The sequence below is a fragment of the Candidatus Woesearchaeota archaeon genome, assembly GCA_018303405.1.
In the GTDB taxonomy this organism is placed as follows: domain Archaea; phylum Nanobdellota; class Nanobdellia; order Woesearchaeales; family JABMPP01; genus JAGVYD01.
On sequence record JAGVYD010000009.1, the window covers coordinates 24,570 to 46,771 of the forward strand.

Consider the following 22,202-nt stretch of genomic DNA (forward strand, 5'->3'; position numbering starts at 1 on the left):
ATTTTCTATATATTTCCTAGATTATATGATAAAAATATTAATTAATACTAGTGTATATTCTGTAATATTGTAATTTTATTACTTTATGTGTAATATGTCTTTATTTTATATTATTATTTTCATATATAAACAGATAAATTTATATAAGATAAGGAGTGATTGTGTATAATACTTTACATAATTAGTGTATTAGTCGTTGAAAAGCAGAATTGGTCGTGGCAATTTTGGACAAGGATAATAAAAACGACAAAAATGAACTTCTTGATATATTGAGGACTCTAATTCAACAGATCAAGGAAAAAAGAGGCCTGACAAAAGATGAGCTTTTGGGGTTGCTTGAAGAGGAAGGAACCACTGTTCCGCTTTATGTTTTTTCAACTCCTTTAGGGCCGCTGGAAGCCCTTGTCAAATTCCTGAAAGAAGAACGCAACTTGAAATTCAGTGAAATTGCCAGCATTCTTGGCAGGGACAATAGAAGCATCTGGAGCAGTTATAGGCATGCAATTGCCAAAATAAAAAATCCGCTGTCGGCATATGCAAAAGAATCCAAAAAGAAAAAGGCAGATGCAAGATTGGAGAGTTTAGCGGTTATCCCAATTGATGCCGGTATTTTTTCTGACCGCAAATTAAGCGTTTTTGAGCACCTTGTTGCCTATCTAAAGGAAACAAAGGGCATCAGCGTGGCCGACATTTCCAAAATTGTCAATAGGTCCAATGGAACAGTCTGGGCAACTTACCATAATGCAAAGGTGAAGCTAAAAGCATGAGCAGCAGGAAACCCATTAGGAAAGAGAAAATTACAAATCCAGGGGAGCACCTTGAGGAATGGAAAAAGTTCAAGGAGCAGCTGAAAGAGCATTATGAGAGCAATCCTGACCAAAAAATCCAGGACAAGGACCTGCATTACTGGAAAGAACATGCTGACAACAGGATTGCCAGCCTCGAAGACGAGGTCAAAAAGGCAGAACGAAAGCAGAAATGGGCTGCTGGGCTCCCATATGCGTATCTGGTTGTATTGCTTTTTGTTGCGCTTTTCCTGGGCAATGGAAATCTTACCGGATTCGTTGTGAGTGAGCAGGCATATGACTCAGACCTTGGCGGCTTTATTGGCTACAGCGAGAGCATTGGAATCTCATACGTTGATTCCAACCAATACATGTGGCAGCCTGACCAGGCAGGAACAATTACCGCAGTGAGGCTTTCAGGCACTGTGATTGGGGAAGGAACAGCCAGGGTGTACCTGGCAGACGGCAGTAGCAAATACTTGATTTATGATTCAACCGGGGACAAGCTGGCTCTGGCTGATGGAAGCGCAAAGCCCGGCTGGCCAACATATGCAGAAGACTACAATGACAATATTTCAGCCATAATGGAATATGCGCAGGACAGTGAATTTGACACTGACAATGATGGGCTTGAGGCTGAAAATGGCGTTGTTGACTTTACTGTTGAAAACAGCGATTTTGGGCAGGGCATGGCTGATGATGGCAAATGCACAAGGTGGGAGATTTACTCAGAGGATGAAAAGGAATCGAGCTTTGAATGCTATGGCGCTGAAAGGTGCTGCAATTTCATCGGCCTGATACCTGCTGCAAATGACTGGAATGAAAGGTATTATGTCTTCAAGGGAAAATACACAGCGACTGAGAACAATAAGGTAAGGTCGCAGCTGGTCTATGTCTCTGAAGATGGATGGGGTATTCATTCAACAGGGTGGATGGAGTTGAATGCCAGGTTTGAGTCTGCAAACAAGATAACCTTTGCCAGGCAATGCCGGGAAACATGCGACATGTCACTTGCCTCAGACCATTACTTCCTGCTTTTTGAGCTTGATAATGCAGCTGTGAGCATTGACAGCATCGAATACGCACTTAAGGATGATGGAATAATTGCTGGCACAGTGGTTTCAGGCAATCAAAGCATCAATGAATCATATGATGCAGCAAATGCGTCTGATGCAGCAGAAGAGATTCCTGAAGCGGAAATTGTTGAGGAGGAATTGGAACAGGGCGCATTGGATAGAGGCGATGTTTCTGTTGATGGCAAAGTATTGGAGGAGATTTCCGGGAATGGAAAAGCAAGGGTTATCCTGAAGAAAAAAGTGCAGCCTTCAGTGCTTGACTTTGCAGCTGTGCTGGAGGCTGCAATACAGGGAGACACTGGCCAAATCAAGACAGTGAATTTCGCAAGGGATGAATTCTTTGAGGAAATGCAGGGCATGGAAGGCATAACTGGCTTTGCACCGCAGGATGCCGGCCTTCTGGAAGAAAAGATAAAGGAAAAGAAAAAGGATGTGGCGGATTCGAAGAAAGCGGCAGAGGATGTCACCAGCCTGCTGGCATCTGCCAATATTTTGAAAATTGAGCAGGAAACAGATGACATTATTGCAGTTGAGATAGATGCAGCTGACCTTGCTGATTTGGTAGCAAGCGGGGAGTTCAGTGAGATAGCTGTTGATGAGCCCGTTTCGCTCTTCATAGAAGAAAGCATGGCCCTCACAAAAATAGCTGATGTGAAAAATACAGGATATGACGGGACAGGCAGGAAAATCTGCTTCCTGGACACGGGAATGAATTATGATGCATTTGGACTGGCCCTGAATTCAACAGTGTTCGGAAAGGATTTCATAAATGATGACGATGACCCAATGGATGACCATGGCCACGGGACAAGCGTTGCCAATGTGCTGCTCAATGTTGCACCGTCAGCCAGCATTTACTCGGCAAAGGTCGTCAATGCATCCGGGTATGGCTATGAATCTGATGTCCTGGCAGGATTGCAGTATTGCATGGACCAGAATGTTGATGTCATTTCATTCAGCATCGGCTCCGGAATGTCAGATGGCTTTTGCGATTCAAATCTTGTTGCATCACTGAGCAATGACGCGGTTGAGCAGGGGATTTATGTTGCCTCGGCAACAGGCAATGACGGCAGCCAGACAGGATTAAGGGTGCCTGCGTGCGCGAGCAAGGTTGCGAGGGTTGCTGCTACCACAAAGCAGGATGAAGTTGCCCCATATTCCAATGTCAATGAAATAGTGGATATATTTGCGCCCGGAAGCCTGATAAATACAATTGACCTGAACGGCAATGCAATTGTCAGCAGCGGAACATCGTATTCTGCTCCTTTTGTCGCAGCATCTGCTGCCTTGCTGCTGCAGAATGAAAGCCTTGCCCCGGCTGAGATGACCTACAGGCTGAGAAGCACTTCTGAAGTTTTCAATTATTCAGGGATACAAAGGAACAGGCTGAGTCTATGGAACGCCCTAATTGATAATGTGACAAATGAACCGTATGATTATAGTGCGGGTGAAGCAAATGCCAGTACAAGTGTGTATGTAGTGCAGTATTCATATGTGAGCAGTGTAGTAAGCGATCCTATTCTATATTCTGTAGCGGACGAAGATACAGGAGACCGATCTTGGAGTACTATTGCTACTGGATATGATCCCAGGTATGCTGCTGTCAGTGATAATGCATATTCGAGAGTTTATCTTGGTAGTAATGACGTTTCCGATTATTTAAACCTAACTCATTTCACCTTTACAAGCATACCCAGTACAGCTGTTGTGATGGGTATTGAAGTCGCTGTGGAAAGACACTGCATCAATACTTGCGATGTATTTAGTGATCACACAGTTCAATTATTAAAAAATTCAGTTCCTGTGGGCGATAATAAGGCTACAGGTTTGTATGACTGGAATCCTACGACAGATACAGTCGTGACTTATGGCTCAAGCACTGATTTATGGGGGACTTCATGGTCTCGATCTGACGTGACAAACAGTTGGTTTGGAGTAAGATATGCTGTCCAAAATGGTGTCGATAGGCAGTATCAGGCTCGTGTGGATATGATAAACATAACAATCTATTATAATATGCCACCAACAATTTACCAGCAGATAAATTTCACCAATTGGACTAGCGCACATGCTTTCAATATGAGCGCAGCTGTCACTGATGTCGATGGGGCTTCAGACATATTGTTTACGAATTATACAGTAAACAATACCAATGTTGTTTGCCATCCGGGCAGCAATAGCAGCAATGGAAATGTATTTAATGTGACATACAATTGCAGCGGTCCTGCGTTGACGCATGTGAAAGTGATGATTAACTTCTCTGATACTGCTGGCAATCATATATTCACTAATTATAGTGAATATATTGTGCCGAATCTGCCTCCTACCATAACAAGTGGCTCGGTTTACCCAAACACTGTTTATGTGGGAAATAATGTTACCATGAATATTAATACAATGTCAGATCCTGAAGGCGATGGAATAACAAAGTTCTGGTACAGGTTTTACAGCGGCGGACTATCCCAGAGCAACATTGTCCAGGACTGGACAGTCTTGAACAGGACAAACTACACAATACAAGTGACAGACGCGCACAAGACAATATACATTCGCGCTAAAGTTGAAGATAATTACACCAATAGCTCAGAATATACACGACAAGTTGCTGTAGCTAACTCTCTGCCAGGCCATGACATCAACATGTCACTGTACCCCCTGAGCGGCGCCTACATGACAACAACATTGAGAGCAAACTGCAATTTCACAGATGCAGATGGAGACTCATATACGAGGTATTATAATTTCTATGATGTAAATGATAGTGCCTATCGCACAGGTTGGACAACAACTCCAACATACACTCCAAGTTCACATGCAGCCAATGCGCATGATAACTTAACTGCCAGCTGCAAGGCAAATGATGGGTATGGTGACTCGGAAGAAGTCTACACCAACCTGACAATAACCGTGCATATGGATAATACAGCCCCTGGAACGCCAACCTCGCTGTCCTTGACAAATCCAGTCTATGTCGGCAGCACCTTGACGGCTTCAGGCAGCGGAGCCAGTGATGCGGACAGTGACACATTGTCATACTACTACGACTTCTACAATGTGAATGATTCCACCAGCCTTCAAAGTTATTCCACTGATGCTACTTATGTGCTTGCCGCATCTGATGCGCATGACAGAATTAGGGTAAGGGTTTACGCCAATGACACCCTGAATGGAGGCAATTACTACGAGCAGAATAGGACTGTAAGCAACAGCAATCCTGCTATGTACAAACAGAATGTGGTCAATCACTCCCATACCTCGCACAGCTTCATTGTGACAGCAAATGTATCAGACGATGACACTGCAGCTGACATAATCCATACCTCAATTGCAACAACCTCGGGAACTTGCACACTAGTAGGCAATTCAACGTCAGGAAATTATTATGGCGCCAAATACAATTGCACCGGAACCCCGTATCAGTCCACCACAATTAGGATAGGTTTCAAGGACGCCTTTGACGCAACAGTCAACAGCACAGCAACATCGCATACCTACATAAACCATGTCCCTGAAGTCTACCTCCAGAACAACTTCACAAACGCAAGCATTGGGCACAGCTTTATTGTGGCAGCAAATGTGTCAGACAACGACACATACACTGATATTGTGGCAACAAGCATTGCAATCTCATCAGGCTCGTGCACCCTGCTTGGCAATTCCTCTGCTTGGAGGTATTTCGGAGTGAGATATAATTGCACAGGATTGGGATTAGTGCCGGCTTCAGCGAGCATTGGCTTCCTTGACATTGCAGGAGACGATATAAACACAACCACTTCAACCAACCATTATCCCAACAATGCCCCGACATTATTGAGCGATGTGACATTTGCCAACCTATCCGGCTACCATGGATTCCTTGCGACTGCAAACGCTACTGACCTTGACGGTGCATCGGACATAAGGGTTGTTGCGATAAACACGAGCAACGGGACATGCGACTATGTAAGAAATTCCTCATCGCTGAATAATTTCGGCGTTGTTTTTAACTGCACTGGAAAAGGCCTGGAGATCGCAAGCGTGATTGTCAATTTCACAGACAATTCGTCAGAATTCATCACCACGTCAGGGGCGAATACTTACCCGAATATGGCGCCTGAAATTAATCCTGTAAGCCTGAACCAAAGCACTTTTGCCACAACCGAGGAGATTAATGCCAGCGCCCTTGCCTGGGATGACGACCTGGATACCCTAAACGCCACATTCTACTGGATTGTAAACGGCATAGGCAGGTTTACTGATACCAGGTGGGTAATACCATATAATACGAACATATCCTCAGTGTTAGCGTCAACAGGATACCATGCCTTTGAGAGAATCAAAGTAAACATCACAATACTGGACAACAACAGCTACCAGAATTCAACTGTGAGCATGGAATACTTTATTTATGATTCAAATGCTCCTGAAATCGGGCTGCTCAGCCAGTCCTCAGGATACTATGACAATATTACAGACATAACCTTGTCGGCAGAGGCACAGGATGAAGATGGGGTGTGGTATGCCTATATCGCCACAAACGAGTCAGGTGCCTGGAGCAATCATACAACTCTTACGAACTTCCCATTGGGCAATTACAGTGACTTCAACTTCACTGCCAATGAAACCCATATTACAGGCATGGCATATGTCAGCTCAAAGTATTATATCATAGGAAACGATACAGCGAGAGTTAGGGAAATAAACGAAACAGGCGGATTCACGAATTTCAATTTCAGCGTTGCTGCACAGGATACCAATCCAACTGGCATTGCCTTCATCAACGGCAAGTTCTATGTGCTTGGAAATGCAACTAACTCAGTTTACGAATACAACATGACAGGCAACTACACAGGCTTCAACTACAGTGTTGGGAGCCAGGACACTGCGCCGCTGAGCCTTGCTTATGCCAATGGAAAGATGTATGTGCTCGGCCAGGCAAACAAAAGGGTTTACGAATATAATGTTTCTGGCGGCTATACAGGCTACAGCTGGAATGTTGCTGATGTTGAAACTGACCCAAGAGGCTTAACATTTGTCTATCCAAATTTCTACCTGGCAGGGGCTTCGGGGCTTTCAGTGTTTGAATTTAATGGCTCAGGCAATTATTCAGGGAGAAGCATGAATTTCAGCCAGCACATAGCAGACCCTCAAGCAATAACTTTCGGAAGCGGAAAGTTCTATATCGCTGATTCAGTCACGGGGCTTGTCTTTGAGTATCACAACCTGAGCAGCTACAACTCTCCCGTTGCTGTCAATTCCTACCCCTATGAATACTCCATTGAATCATTCATATGGAACAACCACAGCAAGCTGAACAAGGATGTTGTGGCATGGAGGATATACAGCGTTGATTACTCAGGCAACATTAATACCAGCGCAGTCAGGACATTCACAGTAGTCACAACAACGCAGGGGGAAATTGAAATGGAACCGGGAAGCGATTTCCCGTATAATGCCAGCTATGTCCAGAACAATATAACACTGCATCTGAATCTGAGCAACATAGGGGCAGCAAATATGACAGATGCGAACATGACAATTTCATTCTCAGCAGGAGACTGGCTGACAAACCTGTCTAACAATTTCATATCATGCGGCAATGTCACAAACGGCACAAAATGCAGCAGGGACGTGACGATTTCAATTCCTGGGAATGAAGCGTCCGGACTGTATACAGTCTCAGTTATAGGGGAATGGATAAATCCCGACACCACAAGCGACTTTACCCTGGCCAGCTTTGCAATGAACATACTTGAGCACCCGAACATAAGCGTCTCAAGGGCAAATGTAAGCATTGAGACACAACATGGAAGATCGACATTATTGGCAAATATAACAATCAATTCAACAGGCAATACAGTCACGCCCACGATTTACCTCAATGCTGACAGCGGCAACCTTTCATCATCTTACATAGTTTTCAGCCCTGGCTCGGGAACATTCTCACTGGCGCAGGGCACACAAAAAAATGTCAGCGTATATGCCAACCTTCCGGCCGGCCTGGCCCAGGGACTTTATGCCGTTGACATTACAACTGTGATGGGAACATTGCAGAGAGGCAACATTACAATATTCGTGACAGTGCCGGAGGACACAACCTGGAACATAACGCATGATTTGGTCAATGGGACAGAGGTTGACCAGGGCGCCACAGATTATGTGCTCGGAAATATTACAATCAATAACAGGGGCAATACCCTGGATGCCTACCAGTCCAGCGATACTTCCTCATACATTACAAGGAGCCCGTCCGGGGCTTTCACAGTTGTCAACCAAACTGGGAATGGGATAACAATCACAGCCACAGTTGCATCTGATGACCCAGCAGGGACCCAAACTTACAGCGTGACTGTATTCCGCTCAGCGAATTTCTCAGACAGCATAACCATACTTGCAAATTTCAGTATCGCCAACAAGCCGCCGAACATAACCAATGTTGCCCTGTCTGATGATTATCCTGAAATGAACTATGGCCATACAACAATAAGCGCAAATGTCACGGATATTGGAGGAGTTGATGCAGTCTGGGCAAACATAACCCTCCCTGACTCAAGCTTTGTTATCCAGGTAATGGCCAATATCTCTGACGCTGAATATGAATTAAATTACACTCCAACAAATGCCGGCACCCATTATGTCACAATCTATGCAAATGACACTGAAAGCAACATAAGCTTCTCATCATCATTGCCCTTCTACCCGATTGAAACAGTGAGCCTCTATGCATATTTCAACTCCACTTCGGAAACAGTGTCAGGCATCACACAGTCGGATGGATTTGACATAGACATAAATGTTTCAGTCAACAAATCAGGCAAGGGAACTGGCTATAACGCAAATACGACCTGGTCATTGCCAGCTGGCTGGAGTGTTTCGCCGAGCATGACCACCCATGGCAACCTAACCTTGAATGAGACTGCAGTGTATTCAATCACAATCCCGCCGGGCACATCTGCCGGAACCTATGCTGCAGTTGCAAATGTCAGCTGGAAGAACCCAAACAATTCCTACAATTTCTCAACCAGGAACATCACAGTCACTGTGTCGAGCAACCCGCAGCTGGGCATGGCTGCAACAGGAAGCCAGACAATCAGCCACAACACAACAGGCACAGTCGAATTCTATGTGAATGCAACAGGCAATGATGAAGTGAGCAACATAAACCTTTCATGCTATTCAGGCATTGTGTGCACCGACTTCACAACATCCATCAATGAATCGCACATTGACTTGGTTGCGGGAGAAAACAGGTCGTTGTCAATAAATGTAACTGTGCCTAAAGGCTATGCGCCAGGAACCTACACCGGCCAGGTTAATGCCTCTTCATCCAGCCTGAATGTTTCCATGGAATTAAGCATCACTGTGCCAACAGATGACAACTGGTATTTGAGCCCTGCTCTGTTCAATAATTCAGTGGGCTATGGCAATATCGGATCATTTGGCACACTGACAATTGTCAGCACAGGAAATGTGAACCTGACATTTGACACAAACAGCACCAACATGAGCATGGCTGCACCAAATGTCACAAGCATATTTGTCCAGGCCAATAGCGCAGCATATATCACTGTAAATTACACTGCGCCCAACACCCCTGGTACGCATAATGCGAACATCAGCATTTTCAATGCGAGCAGCACAGTGACAACACAGAATGTAACAGGATGGCTAAGCGTGGTGAATTTTGTTGTATTCCTGGACTTCCCACAGAACGGCAATGCAGCGACAACATCATCTGGATATAACCTGTCAATTAGTGCTGTGGGATTTGTAGATAATGCGGAACTGCTTGAAAACTTAACATGGACAAGGGTGACAATTTATGATGTTGATTGCCCAATCTATGCGCAGGACTTCGAGACAATAAATTGCACTACGCCAAGCCTGGATGATGGCCCATACTATGACATAAAGGTATGGGGAAATTTCACAAATTACTCTGCAATAGCCACAACAACAGAATCAGGGGCAGTCCATTACATTGACCTTACGCCGCCTGTTTTCCACAATTGGACTGAGCCAAGCGCTGCGAACGGCAGCGATGTGATGGTGGAGATGAATGCTTCTGATAATGTTAATGTCACTAATGTTTCAATTACTGTTGTATATGAAGATGGCACAAATTTCACAAGCCTGATGCAACAGCTTGGAAACCTGGTAACATTCCGGGCAATCTTAAGCGGAAGCGTCGGGGACTATGATGTCTATTTCACTGCAACGGACAATGCATCCAACACAAGGAATGCAACTGGTTATTATGAGATCTATATCCCGGTAAATATCACAGGTGAAGTCACAGACAGCAACGGAGATGCGGCAACTGCAAGCTTCAGGCTTCTCAGGCCGTCCAACAACAGAACACTGTTCAATTTCACAGGAGGCAGCTATAATTTCACAAGCCATGAAATCCACCAGAGAAGATACGATGTCGAGATATGGCAGGACACTTCAAGGATTTTCCTTGCAAATGTTTCCTTCAATGACAGCCTGCAGGATTTCTTTGACTTTGACACACTTGGCCTGAATGTGATAACCGAAATTCCAATGTACAGGGAATTGAAGGGGTTGGCTGTTTCATCAAACTTAAGCAGCCAGACCGGAAACATAACTTTCAATTATTCCGGGATGGCAATAGATGATCCAATTGATGTAACTGTTTTGGGCTGCTTAAATTGGAGTTTCGCATCAGGCCAGACAACATGCGATGGCACATGGGCAGAACTTGGCAATGTCAGCAAGGACATTAGCAGATATACAGTCACCGGCCAGATAACAGGATTCTCGGCATACATTGCAGCAGAAAATAGGTGTGGAAATGGCAATTGTGAAACAACCTACAGCGAAACTGTGTCGAATTGCGCAGTGGACTGCGCAGCAAGCTCATCCTCAAGCAGCACATCAAGCAGCAGTAGCAGTGGTGGAGGGGGCGGAGGAGGCGGAGGTGGCGGATCTGCATCAGCCGAGCCTAATGCCACAGCCCTGCAGGAGCAGTTGAACGAGACCAGGCAGCAGCTCAATGAAACAAAGGAGTTGCTAAAGGATTTGGGAACTGCTGTGAAAAAGCTTGAAGTCGGCCTGTCAAGGCTGGAATTTGAGCTGTACCAGGGTGAAACAGCAACAACAACCTTAACTTTACAGAATGCACAGCTTACAGACACTTATGTCCTGCTGGAGCTTGAAGGAGATGCCGGACAATTCATCTCGATTGAGGACAACAGCTTCACAATGGCTGGCAAGCAGTCATCAAGCCTGTTAATTACAGTTGACATTCCAAAAGACACAAAAGCTGAAACTTATAGGGGCTACTTGATTGTCAAATCAGGCGGGGAAGAAAACAGCATTCCAATTAGGATTAAGGTGCTGGAATTCTCCCAGCTTCTGGATTTCAGGATAGAGCCACTGGAGGAGATTGTGCAGCAGGGCGACAATGTGAGGATACAGGCCAACTTCATCAACCTCGGAACTGAGAGGATAGATGACATAACATTCGAGCTGAGCCTGGTTGATGTGCAAAATGGCGAGCTAATAGACAGCGTTGAGGACACTGTTTCTGTGAGGACAACATCCAGCATTACAAAGAAATTGAGGACAACCAAGAAAACAGGGATAGGAGATTATCTTGTTCAAGGCAAGGCAAAATATGGGACAGGCACAAGAATAGATGAGGTTGAGGCAACAACCCATGTCGCAGTCATCACCTCCCAGAAATTCGAGCTGCCTGGCCCGCTGAAAACAGTCCCAATATGGCAGCTGATCGTGGCAGTTGTCACGCTAATACTGATGTCAACAGGCACAGTATCTGTTTACAAGACAGTGCAGAGGAAAAAACGCTACCAGTTCAAAGTAAATTCTGCGCTGCTGCCCAAAAAGGCTGAAAGAAATGTGGAGATTGGCAGGCTTGCAGAAAGCATGACCTCCAGCTATCTTGAGCTGGACAAAATGCAGACTCATACCATTGTTGCCGGAGCCACGGGCTCTGGAAAAAGCGTTGCATCACAGGTAATTATTGAAGAGGCCCTGAAGAAAGGGATAGCAGTGATTGTATTTGACCCAACTGCCCAATGGTCAGGATTCCTGAGGCCGTGCCAGGAGCAGCAGATGCTTTCAAAGTACGCCAAGTTTGGCATGAGCACAAAGCAGGCAAAGGCTTTCAACGGGAATATCTACCAGGTAAACAACCCGCTAGAGATAGTGGATGCGCAAAAATACGCAAAGCCAGGCGAGATTAACATCTTCAGCCTGCACAGGCTTGAGCCAAAAGATGTAGACATGTTCCTCACAAACACGATTAGGCAGATATTTATGTCCACGCCGGAGGAGTCGCCGAAGCTGAAGCTGCTGGTGGTATACGACGAAGTCCACAGGCTATTGCCGAAATTCGGCGGCTCCGGCGCTGGATTTGTGCAGGTTGAAAGGGCGTGCAGGGAGTTCAGGAAATGGGGAATAGGCCTTGTGCTCATCAGCCAGGTATTGTCGGACTTTGTGGGTGAAATCAAGGCGAATATAGGCACGCAAATACAGATGAGGACTGCAGATGAGAAAGACCTGGAAAGGCTGAGGGTAAAATACGGAGAGGAGATTGTCAGAAGCATTGTCAAGGCGGACACCGGGACAGGAATGCTGGAGAATCCATCATACAACAAGGGCCTGCCATACTTTGTCAGCTTCAGGCCATTGCTGCACAGCGTGACAAGGCTCGGTGACATTGAGCTTGCAAGATATGACCTGTACAACAGGAAAATAGACGACATGCGATACCAGATGGAGCAGTTGGAGGCAGAAAAGATTGATGTGTTTGAGCTGAAGCTGGAGCTGGACCTTGCCCTTGAAAAGCTAAAGATAGGGAAATTCGACATGGTTGACATTTATCTTGAAAGCATTGAATCAAGGCTGCAGAAATACTGGCTGCAGCTGAAGAAGAGGCCAAAGAGAAAGCAGGTGCAGCTGGCCAAATTGGAAGACATTATAAAGCTGACCCAGAGGGATGTGATGATGAGGCAGGCTGAGCAGAGAAGGCCGAGCCTCGGCAATTCCAAGGTCGCAAAGGCTATATTGAACAATGCAAGGCCGGGCAGGATATATATCATAGAAGAAAAAGGGATAGAAGGAAGCATTTTGGCCTCGACAGCCATTGCCAATAAGGGCTATAAGTCAATTTTGATGACAAACAAGAATCCCGCCATGCTGTACAGGCAATTCAGGCTGCAAAATACGCAAATGTTCATGTTCAATGCATATGACAGGAATGGAAGCATCACTGACGAAAGCCTGGAAAGGCTGTACTACAGCATAGCCGAGGTTATGAACAGGAACCCGAAATCAGTGATTGTCATCGACGGGCTCGTTGGGCTGAGGAACCATGTGGAATTCAGGAAGCTGGTCATGTTTGTGAACTATCTGAAAAATGCAATCGCAAAGAAGGAGGCAATAATTTTGGCGCCCATGTCCGGCACCCCTCTTTCAGACGCTGAATATGAAGCTATGAAAAAGGATGCTGACCTGATAAGGCCGACCTGAGACGGATTTTAAAAAAGAATATAAGATAGAAAATTATTATATTGAGTAAATTGCCTGGATTGATTGGCAGGAAAACCTGCAGCAACCCGGGAAAAAGAGGTGGACAGTGAGATTGTTCGGAAAAAAAGAGGAGAGTGCGGAAACCCCTGACATTGCTAGCGATGCCCCTCCGGCACCAATGCAGGCCACTTCTAAGGACATTGCCCTTCTTCAGAAGGATGTTGAAACAATGAAGGCAATGATTTCCACACTGCGTGAGATGAAAAAGGACGACCAGGAAAAATTCTCCCGCCTCCTCGAGCAGATTGGGGAGCTCAGGAGCATGCTTTTCACAAAGGAGCAGGAGATGAAGGACATCAATGTCAGGGTCGGAAAGGCAATCGACCTTGTTGAGACAGCACAGGTTGAGAAGATCCTGGTGGAAAAAAAGAAAGAGGATGCCAAGGTGCAGATTCTTGGCGCAAAGATTGACAGCTACAAGGCAATTAGCGACAACATTATCACAGAGCTCAAGGACATACGCGGCAAGATTGAGATGTTCAAGGGAACTGAGCAGGTGCTGAAGCTGAACAGCGAGATTAAGCATGACCTCGCAAGCACAAAGCTGCTGAAAAATGAGATTGAGCGCCATGCGGACAGGATTGAGAACGCATTTATCGACTTCAACAAGAAATATGATGAATACAGGGTTTTCAAGAATGAGATTGAGAAGCTCAGGGACAAGATTACCCTGACGCTGAAGGAAATTGACCAGTTCAAAGTTGAATTCCGCAATCTCGCAAAGAAAGAGGACCTTATAATGATTGAGGGGGACGTGTCAAGGAAATTAAGGTCAGTTGATGAATACAGGAACATGTTTGAGACGCTGAAAACGACAATAATACAGATCAAGGATGATTTGGCGCTCGAAAAGAATAATTTCATGGAATGGCATGCGCGGATGAGGCAGGAAGCAGAGGAGGAAGGGGAGATTGAGGAGCTGCAGAAAAATTTCCTGGAGATTAAAAACAGCCTGCACGGCAACATCATCAAGATTAACAGGTGGATTGGCCATTTCAATTCAAAGCTGCAGAGCATGGAAGAAAATGCCGGCCAGAATAATCTGCAGGGCGGCCAAAAAAATCAGGGAGGGGCAAGAAACAAGAACAGCTAAACTTGCTGGCGCGCCCTGAACAAATTGCCATTCTTCGTCGATAAAACTTATTTTTACGGAATTCTCCCAAACAAGACACAGCCACTGGACACTGGACATGCTGCCGCAGCGTATTTATAGATTTCTGCATCCATTAGCAAATGCAAATAACCCGGGCTGCGCCTGGAAAGCTTGCAAAAGTGTCAATTGAACGCTCCACTATGCGTCCGAGATGCCAGAAACGGCGGAAGATGCATGGATGAAACAAAACCCGAAAGGAAGGAGGCGGAGAAAATGGAATCGAAAGGCATAAGAAAATATGGTGTAGTGGGACAAAGCAGATATGGGATGGGGGATCAAAGCGAAACCCCGGTGGCAACAGCAGCTGAAAAAAACCAGCCTGAGAAAAAAATCTCGACTGGAGGGATTTCTGCAACAATCTGGCAAAACCAGGGCGTTTCCAAAACTGGGCAAGCAGCTGTTTACAGGACAATTACCTTGCAGAGAAGGTACAAAGACAAGGCCGACAAGTGGCAGAGCACTAATTCTCTAAGGGTCAATGACCTGCCCAAAGCAGCACTTGTGCTGAACAAGGCCTTTGAATACCTTGTTCTAAAGGAACAGGGCTCAAACTTCAACAGCCAGGAGGCTGTTGAAGATGACATTGAGGAAGAGATAGTTATATAAATTATGAACAGGTGATAAGATGCCAAGACATGAAGCAAAGCTGGTTGAACCAGAGATGGAAACAGTAGTTGAAATGATTGAGATTACAAAAAAAGTAGAGCCGGTCAAGATGGAAAAAACAAAAAAAGCGCTATCAGTCATTGATTTGCCAGGAGTGGGGTCTGCAACAGCAGAGAAATTGTCAGCTGTTGGCTACACTGACCTGCTTTCCATAGCTGTGGCTTCGCCTGGCGAACTTGTTGAAGTTGCCGGCGTAAGCGAGGCTGTTGCCAGGAAGATGATACAGGGAGCGAGAGACTCCATGGAGATGGGCTTTGAATCCGGCGATGAGCTTCTAAAAAAAAGGGAAAGCGTCCAAAGGATTACCCTTGGAAGCGAGGCCCTTGACAAGCTGCTTGGGGGCGGCATAGAGACCGGCGCCATCACAGAGGCATTCGGCGAGTTTGGCTCTGGAAAGACACAGATTGGCCATAACCTGGCTGTTCGATGCCAGACAATGGCTGGCGAGGAAAATCCGGTTGCAGTTTACATAGACACAGAAAGCACATTCAGGCCAGAAAGGATAAAGCAGATTGCAGAAGGGCACGGGCTTGACCCGGAAAAAGTGCTGAAGCACATAAAGATTGCCAGGGCCTTCAATTCAGACCACCAGATGCTGCTTGCGGAGAAGGTTGAAGATTTAATCAAGAAGCAGGGACTGAATGTCAAGCTTGTGGTTGTCGATTCCCTGACAGCGCATTTCAGGGCAGAGTTTATAGGGAGGGGGACTCTCGCGGAAAGGCAGCAGAAGCTTAACAAGCACATGCACACGCTCATGAAACTTGCGGACATGAATAACCTTGCGGTTTACGTAACAAACCAAGTCATGGCAAAGCCGGATGTATTCTTTGGCGACCCAACCCAGGCAATTGGCGGCCATGTTGTTGCCCATGCATCAACTTACAGGATGTACCTCAGGAAAGGCAAGAAGGGGAGCAGGGTTGCAAAACTTGTGGACTCGCCGAGCATGCCAGAAGGCGAAGCGGCATTCTATGTCGAGACAGGCGGACTCAGGGATGTTTAAGCACCCTGGTTTTTTTCTTTTTTACAATAAAAACCTAACCTTTATAAATGAAGGGCAGGAAGAGAATTGATACTGTGCTTATGCACAGAAAGCTCTGTGGCAGTGTCACGGAGTTAGATAAATTACAGAAGGTGAAATAACAGATGGAAAGAAATTTTAGAGGAGGTTCTGGATTCAGGCCTCAAGGCGGTGGATTTTCTCCCGTTAAAGTGGGGGATGAGTTGGACGTAAAGATAGAAGCTGTAGGCGAGAAGGGAGACGGTATCGCCAAGAAAGATGGTTTTGTCTTGTTTGTGCCTAACACAAAGAAGGATGATCAGGTCAGGATCAGAGTGACAAAGGTGCTCAGAAAGGTTGGCTTTGCCGAAGTTGTCGGCGCTGGAGCCAGCAGCGATGACGCTGGAGAAAGCTCCGAAGTGTCTGACAACCAGGGTTCTGACAGCGGCGAAGAAGATTACGCAGGCGAAGACTCCGAAGATTTCGGAGAGGAAGAAGAAACCCAATAAGCTTTAGGTAAATTTTTTATTTTCTTATTTTTTCTTTGTTTCTATGAGACTTTTTGTAGCTGTAGACTTGCCTGAAAATGCCAAGGGATACTGCCAGGACCTGCAAATGCATATTTCCCATGGAAAATTCAGCTTGGCAAAAGGCTTCCATATAACGCTGAAATTCCTTGGGGAAGTTGATGAGGACAAGTCATGTAAAATTGTGGATCGCCTGAAAAAAATCACGGCCCAAAAATTTGAGGCGACAACAGGCAGGATTGGATTCTTTCCCAATGAAAGCCATGCAAGGGTTGTCTGGATTGCTTCTGGCCCTGAAAGCAGGTATGAAGCATTGCATCTGGATGTGGAAAATTGCCTAAGAGGGATGTTTCCAAAAGATGATTTTGTTCCGCATATTACTCTGGCAAGGGTCAAGTTTATTGATGACAAGGAGATGTTCAGGAGCAGCCTGGAAAAGGCCGAGCTGAGATCAATTGCATTTCCAGTTGACAGGATCTTCCTGAAGCAGAGCAATTTGACTCCGGATGGGCCTGAATACAGGGATTTGGCAGAGTTTGCGCTGCAATAATCTTTATATAAGGCAGCGGTTACCATACTGCCATGAGCCTGTAGCCTAGTCTGGAAGGGCGACAGCCTTCTAACCTAATGAAGGAAAGCTGTAGGTCGAGGGTTCAAATCCCTCCAGGCTCGTTTTAATTCAATTCTCTGCGACTGCCTTTTCCAAGAAAATGACTGGATCCCTTATAGTGGTCTGGTATTTCTTCCTCTCGGGGTCCATTGGTGTATAAATCTCATTCTTATCAGCATCCACTGTCTTCTTTAAGGGGATATATTCATAGTCCAATGACAAGATAACGCTTTTTTTCTCTTCCGGATAGATTATATCATATGAAGACATGGGGATCATTGTGATATTGGTCTGCCCAACTTTGCTGAATTTCAGATTAAGTCCTGCCCTATACAGGATATTTGTGCCTTCCATCAGCCTGATCTCAGTGAATTTGATGCTCGGGTCTACAACCTTGGTGTCCAGGTCTGTCAGCTTATACTCAACCCTGAATTCAGAGCTGTTGTGATAGAATGGGTTGGGATAGCTGACATAAAAATTGAATGAGAAGCCTGAGCCTGCAAAAGTGGTAAAATATTCCGCTGTTTTCTGGAGCGTGTCTTCATACTGCATTTCGCATTGCGCATTGGCATTGCACGCCCAGAAGATGTAGCTTGAGGTTTGCTCCCTGCCCCTGGAATCCATGTAAACAAGGTTGCCTTCGCACTTGCCATAGTCCTCGGGGCAAGTGCATTTGCTGCCTGTTATGTTGTTTTCAATTTCTTCCTGCACACCGTTGCCGCAGCAGTCCTGGACAGGCCTTTTCCTGCAGATCTCTTTTTCGCAGAAGGCATATTGGCACACGCCAAGGGTAGAGCCGAAAACCCGCATGCAGTCAGCATCCTTTTTGCACTGCGGCTCAGGAGCCGTTGGCTCAGGAGCCGTATTCTGCGCAGTGTTGCTCACCTTAATACTGCTGCACGCGCTCAGCAAAATAACTGCTGCCAGAAGAATCCCCAGTGTCAGTCTGTGCCGGAACCTCATCCATATGCAGTATGAACAAGCTTATTTAAATATTATGGTCGATAAAAGCAGTCAACAGGAGGTACCATGCTGATTATGGAAAAATATAAATAAGTTTTCAAGTATGATAACGGTATGCGACGCATCATTACCTGGATTGAGGAGGAGCACATAACACTCCTGATATTATTGGTGGTACTTGGCATAATCCTGAACTCCCCCCCGAGTAATAGCCTGTTCGGAGGGCTACTGATTTATGGCGTACTGATTGTCCTTCTCTTAAAAGCAGGCCACAGGCTATACGGTAAATTCAGATGATTGCGGCTTGGATAAATTTCCACAAAGTTTTATAAACAGTATTAAATGGCTATGCATGGGGTTTTAGGTATTGAGCAAAGCGAAATTCCCAAAAGACTTGTGCTCCTCCTGTTTTTACCGGATTTTTGTTAAAAATCCGCGGGCATGGCCAAGCGGTAAGGCGACCGCCTGCAGTTACCAGAATTGCAGGAGAAAGCGGTTATTCGGGGGTTCGAATCCCTCTGCCCGCTCTTTTAATTCTAATTTTATAGACGAGAATTTCGAAAAGTCAGATATTTAGGCAAATATTTATTAATAGCTACATTTTTCAAGTTTGTATGAAAAACATAGAATGTATTAAATTAAATATCCTCTTTTCTACAGTTACAACTACAACATTCTAAACCATTGTTCCCTGCCACTCAAGGGCCTTTCTTCGCTTTTTGCTTGGTCTTGTAAACCTCTAAGGCAAAAACCTGAGAAAAGCTTCTGGCAGAAACCTGTTTTATGGACGAAATTTAACTTACATAATGCAAATTAGATGGAGGACTGATTAACATGAATGATTTTGATATGAAAGTATACGATGCAATGGGAAAGTATATTGGTAGAAAGTTTGAGGAATCAAGACTCGCACTGAGAGAGGTAGCTGTGTATGCTGATGGCTTACGCAAGCCAAACCTTTGGAATCCCGGAGCAGACAGCTTTGAGAGTCTGCTTGATTGCTTTTCGAATGAAGGGCAACATGGGATTGATGTATGGGCTGACAATGGTCATTGTTACTATGACTATTGGTTGGGTCCTAGAATAATTAAACTTGCAAAGTTGGCAGAAGTTCATGGAGAGAACAGCACACCTGCTGAAGCCATTGTAGATTACTATAAAGGCAAAAAAATGCTGGTGTCCATACAGAAAGTTAATCATAATTGGGCTATAGTTCCCGAAATCTGACTGGCTTTAGCAGTTGGTGCCATTAGTCTTGACGAAGCAAAAAAGACAATAGAATCAGCTTAGAAGCTTATTAACTAACAAATTATTTTTTTTATTTTTTTAACTTTTTTGATGTTGCCAAACCTTTTATACTCACTTAACTGCATTCAAAACCGAAAACTATATAAATAAGTTAAACTTAGTCTAACTAAGGTGATATTATATGGTAAATGCGCTGGTCAACTTGGACGAGAATACCAATAGGGTTCTGAATATTGTAAAAGCACAGCACGGATTGAAAGACAAAAGTGAGGCAATTAGTTTTGTTGTTGAAAAGTATATTGAAGAGCAAGGTGAACCTGAACTCAGGCCTGAATTCATTGCAAAAATGAAACAAATAGAAAAGCAGAAAAGTATCAGGGTCAATGACTTTGCAACGAGATATGGGTTGAAATAGATGTATAATCTTGATATCAAACCAGAAGCAGACAAGATATTTAGCAAGCTTTCAAAGAAAAACAAGAAGCAGCTGGCAATAATTTATAAGAAAATTGAGGAAATAAGGAACAACCCTGAACACGATTACAAATTCTTGAGAACCCCCTTACAATCGTTCAAAAGAGTCCATATTGACAAACATTTTGTTCTGATTTTCAAAATAGACCATGAAAATGAAATTGTTGACATATACTACTTTGACCACCATGATAAAGTCTACGAATGGCAACCTAAGGAATAAGATTGAGCCTTTCTTTAGTGGTAACCTATTCCTTTATACTTAAGATATTTACTTTAATTGTGCGTATAAATGAAGCAAAGAGCCAATCTCATTAGTTCGGGAGATTGAGCGAAGCGAACAACTCCCTAAGTTCCGTGCGAGCTGAGGCCAGCTCTGATGAATCCCTCTGCCCGCTCTTTTCTATTTTAACTCTTTTTTCAAGGAGGCGATAATTTCTGTTGCGCACTTCTTCCAGAATGTCTTTATCTCTTCGGCTTGCTGGACAGTGACTTTGTACCCACGATAGTTTGCATCATGCCGGATTTTCTTCAAGCGAGTCAGATGGTTCAGCATGATTTTTTCTTTTATTTCAAACGCCTTAAGAATCTCTATGCTAACTTCATGGTTTCTCGGCTCATATCCATTCAACCACCACTTCGCATCTCCTAGTTGTCTTATAGACTCATAGATTTCTCTAAAAATCAGAGTGGCAGAGTCTTCGTTTAGGCCAACAGAATTGGCAACAGTAGCGTTTGTTTCCGCAGATTTTATCATGGATGTAACCTGCTGGAGGTCTCTTTGCCTCAACCTGAGCTGGTCTGTCTTTAGGTAATATTCTATATTTTCCTTCTTCATGGCCTAACCTCCAGGAAACCAGATAGTAAAATACCATTTGCAATGTTATTGAATACATTAATATCAATTTTCTTGCGGTTGAATTTATGTATCTGTATTTTTCTTTCAATCTGCTTCTCAAGCTGTGTTTCTTCCTTAAATATAAATGTTTGATAGTCAATATCTTCGTCTGTTTCTATGGCTATGTCGATATCAGAACCAGAAATATCTTCCCCTTTCCTAAAACTGCCGAACAGGACAATCGCTTTTGGATTGTTGAAATCGGTGATAAGTTGCTCCACAAGACCGCTTTGGTATACAAGATTGAGATTGTATATGATTTTATTTTTGATGTATAGCGGGTTGTCCATCTTGGCCCTTATCCGCCATATTTTAGAAAGTTTAGTAATGTCTATAAGACCAAGTTTATTAAAATCATTCAGGACTTTGCCAATATGTGCTTTAGCTACTCCAGCTACCTTGGCTAGGTCAGATAGGCTAAATTCCCTGTCGGGATACTTAAACAATACCTCTACTACTTTCTGTCTTGCGGTTTCATAATATAACTTAAGTAACATATTTGGAACAATAGGTTTCATTTTGTAACATATGTTACATATTAGAACTATATAAATTTATGCATTTTTAGAGCCCGTAAAATTTGAAATAAAGAACAATTTACCCGATTCTCCAAAAGTTTAAAGCCCTTATCGTAAACGCTCTGCCCGCTCTCTTAATTTTCTTAGATGATCATATTGTAAACAAATCTCGCGACCGGGTCCACATCCGGGCCGCGCACAATGGCACCGCCAAGCGCGCCTGTTATTGTTATCAGCGCCAGCCCGGCCAGGCCAACAAGAACAGCAAACCATGAGCCAAGCAGGAAAGAGTTTATTGCAGCAATTCTGCGAAACAGCGGGTTTTGCCTCCACTTTTCTGCGAAACTTGTTCTATCCAGAATTGCGACAAGGTATAGCAAGGACACCACCATAAAGAAAATAGTTGTCATGTATGCAAAATTCTGGTGGGTTTCAACAAGCTTGTGAAAGGCTCCCCGCTCAAACTCATCTTCAATCATTTTGCCGGTTATTACGCTTGGAAAAGCTGAAAGCGTTCCAATAAACAGCATGGAAGCCTTGACACCGAACCACCAGCCAGCCGAATTCAGCTTTTTACTGTGAACTATCTCAGAGATGGAGTACAGAGTAAACAATGCAACAGGAAAATGCACAAAAATAGGATGGATGTTCATGCCAGTCTGGATTATTGCCTTGATTATAAATTTTGTCCTTAAAAAAATATAGGTTTTACTACTCTAAAATCGATA

15 protein-coding genes and 2 tRNA genes are annotated in these 22,202 nt (G+C 44.5%); 13 read left to right on the top strand and 4 right to left on the bottom strand.

Annotated elements, in window-relative coordinates:
• Window positions 1-215 precede the first annotated feature (215 nt).
• From J4227_01695 to J4227_01730, 8 genes are all read left to right on the top strand, one after another.
• Complete coding sequence (locus tag J4227_01695; protein MBS3109219.1) at window positions 216-767, top strand: hypothetical protein; 552 nt, start codon at window positions 216-218, stop codon at window positions 765-767.
• Complete coding sequence (locus J4227_01700; GenBank protein ID MBS3109220.1) at window positions 764-13,357, top strand: DUF853 family protein; 12,594 nt, start codon at window positions 764-766, stop codon at window positions 13,355-13,357. The genes J4227_01695 and J4227_01700 overlap by 4 nt, the downstream gene beginning before the upstream one ends.
• Before the next feature lie 106 nt (window positions 13,358-13,463).
• Window positions 13,464-14,510, top strand: coding sequence for a hypothetical protein (locus J4227_01705; GenBank protein ID MBS3109221.1), 1,047 nt, complete (start codon window positions 13,464-13,466; stop codon window positions 14,508-14,510).
• 234 nt (window positions 14,511-14,744) lie between these two features.
• A complete protein-coding gene (locus J4227_01710; GenBank protein ID MBS3109222.1) occupies window positions 14,745-15,176 on the top strand; it encodes a hypothetical protein in 432 nt (143 codons plus the stop codon).
• Between the two features lie 55 nt (window positions 15,177-15,231).
• Window positions 15,232-16,239, top strand: a complete 1,008-nt coding sequence (gene radA / locus J4227_01715) for a DNA repair and recombination protein RadA (GenBank protein ID MBS3109223.1) — start codon at window positions 15,232-15,234, stop codon at window positions 16,237-16,239.
• A gap of 143 nt (window positions 16,240-16,382) precedes the next feature.
• On the top strand, window positions 16,383-16,745 hold the full coding sequence (locus J4227_01720) for a TRAM domain-containing protein (GenBank protein MBS3109224.1): 363 nt from the start codon (window positions 16,383-16,385) through the stop codon (window positions 16,743-16,745).
• Window positions 16,746-16,788: 43 nt separating this feature from the next.
• Window positions 16,789-17,313 (top strand): RNA 2',3'-cyclic phosphodiesterase, encoded by a 525-nt coding sequence (gene thpR, locus J4227_01725; protein ID MBS3109225.1) that lies wholly within the window; start codon window positions 16,789-16,791, stop codon window positions 17,311-17,313.
• Window positions 17,314-17,347: 34 nt separating this feature from the next.
• A tRNA-Arg gene (locus J4227_01730) sits at window positions 17,348-17,435 on the top strand.
• 7 nt (window positions 17,436-17,442) lie between these two features.
• Here J4227_01730 and J4227_01735 read toward each other — a convergent pair.
• Entirely contained in the window at window positions 17,443-18,336 is an 894-nt protein-coding gene (locus J4227_01735) for a hypothetical protein (GenBank protein ID MBS3109226.1), read from the bottom strand.
• 114 nt (window positions 18,337-18,450) lie between these two features.
• Between J4227_01735 and J4227_01740 the strand changes: the two genes are divergently transcribed.
• The 5 genes from J4227_01740 (at window position 18,451) to J4227_01760 (ending at window position 20,281) form a co-directional block, all read left to right on the top strand.
• Window positions 18,451-18,633, top strand: coding sequence for a hypothetical protein (locus J4227_01740; protein ID MBS3109227.1), 183 nt, complete (start codon window positions 18,451-18,453; stop codon window positions 18,631-18,633).
• Window positions 18,634-18,771: 138 nt separating this feature from the next.
• Window positions 18,772-18,863 (top strand) — tRNA-Cys (locus tag J4227_01745).
• Between the two features lie 307 nt (window positions 18,864-19,170).
• Window positions 19,171-19,563: a hypothetical protein gene (locus J4227_01750; GenBank protein ID MBS3109228.1), complete on the top strand. Its 393-nt coding sequence runs from the start codon at window positions 19,171-19,173 to the stop codon at window positions 19,561-19,563.
• A 202-nt stretch (window positions 19,564-19,765) separates the two neighbouring features.
• Window positions 19,766-19,999, top strand: a complete 234-nt coding sequence (locus tag J4227_01755; protein MBS3109229.1) for a DUF2683 family protein — start codon at window positions 19,766-19,768, stop codon at window positions 19,997-19,999.
• A complete protein-coding gene (locus tag J4227_01760; GenBank protein ID MBS3109230.1) occupies window positions 20,000-20,281 on the top strand; it encodes a type II toxin-antitoxin system RelE/ParE family toxin in 282 nt (93 codons plus the stop codon). It begins immediately after the preceding gene.
• A 180-nt stretch (window positions 20,282-20,461) separates the two neighbouring features.
• Here the strand turns inward: J4227_01760 and J4227_01765 are convergent, their stop codons facing one another.
• From J4227_01765 to J4227_01775, 3 genes are all read right to left on the bottom strand, one after another.
• Window positions 20,462-20,896: a hypothetical protein gene (locus J4227_01765; GenBank protein ID MBS3109231.1), complete on the bottom strand. Its 435-nt coding sequence runs from the start codon at window positions 20,894-20,896 to the stop codon at window positions 20,462-20,464.
• Window positions 20,893-21,474: a nucleotidyltransferase domain-containing protein gene (locus J4227_01770; protein MBS3109232.1), complete on the bottom strand. Its 582-nt coding sequence runs from the start codon at window positions 21,472-21,474 to the stop codon at window positions 20,893-20,895. The genes J4227_01765 and J4227_01770 overlap by 4 nt, the downstream gene beginning before the upstream one ends.
• Window positions 21,475-21,617: 143 nt before the next feature.
• Entirely contained in the window at window positions 21,618-22,127 is a 510-nt protein-coding gene (locus J4227_01775; protein ID MBS3109233.1) for a hypothetical protein, read from the bottom strand.
• Window positions 22,128-22,202 lie beyond the last annotated feature (75 nt).

Excerpts from the sequence above, each read along its gene's own strand:
- J4227_01750 (MBS3109228.1), top strand. The coding sequence starts at position 19,171 with ATGAATGATTTTGATATGAAAGTATACGATGCAATGGGAAAGTATATT.
- J4227_01765 (MBS3109231.1), bottom strand. The coding sequence starts at position 20,896 with ATGAAGAAGGAAAATATAGAATATTACCTAAAGACAGACCAGCTCAGG.
- J4227_01720 (MBS3109224.1), top strand. The coding sequence starts at position 16,383 with ATGGAAAGAAATTTTAGAGGAGGTTCTGGATTCAGGCCTCAAGGCGGT.
- J4227_01735 (MBS3109226.1), bottom strand. The coding sequence starts at position 18,336 with ATGAGGTTCCGGCACAGACTGACACTGGGGATTCTTCTGGCAGCAGTT.
- J4227_01710 (MBS3109222.1), top strand. The coding sequence starts at position 14,745 with ATGGATGAAACAAAACCCGAAAGGAAGGAGGCGGAGAAAATGGAATCG.
- J4227_01755 (MBS3109229.1), top strand. The coding sequence starts at position 19,766 with ATGGTAAATGCGCTGGTCAACTTGGACGAGAATACCAATAGGGTTCTG.
- J4227_01770 (MBS3109232.1), bottom strand. The coding sequence starts at position 21,474 with ATGAAACCTATTGTTCCAAATATGTTACTTAAGTTATATTATGAAACC.
- J4227_01700 (MBS3109220.1), top strand. The coding sequence starts at position 764 with ATGAGCAGCAGGAAACCCATTAGGAAAGAGAAAATTACAAATCCAGGG.
- radA (MBS3109223.1), top strand. The coding sequence starts at position 15,232 with ATGGAAACAGTAGTTGAAATGATTGAGATTACAAAAAAAGTAGAGCCG.
- J4227_01740 (MBS3109227.1), top strand. The coding sequence starts at position 18,451 with ATGCGACGCATCATTACCTGGATTGAGGAGGAGCACATAACACTCCTG.
- J4227_01760 (MBS3109230.1), top strand. The coding sequence starts at position 20,000 with ATGTATAATCTTGATATCAAACCAGAAGCAGACAAGATATTTAGCAAG.
- thpR (MBS3109225.1), top strand. The coding sequence starts at position 16,789 with ATGAGACTTTTTGTAGCTGTAGACTTGCCTGAAAATGCCAAGGGATAC.
- J4227_01775 (MBS3109233.1), bottom strand. The coding sequence starts at position 22,127 with ATGAACATCCATCCTATTTTTGTGCATTTTCCTGTTGCATTGTTTACT.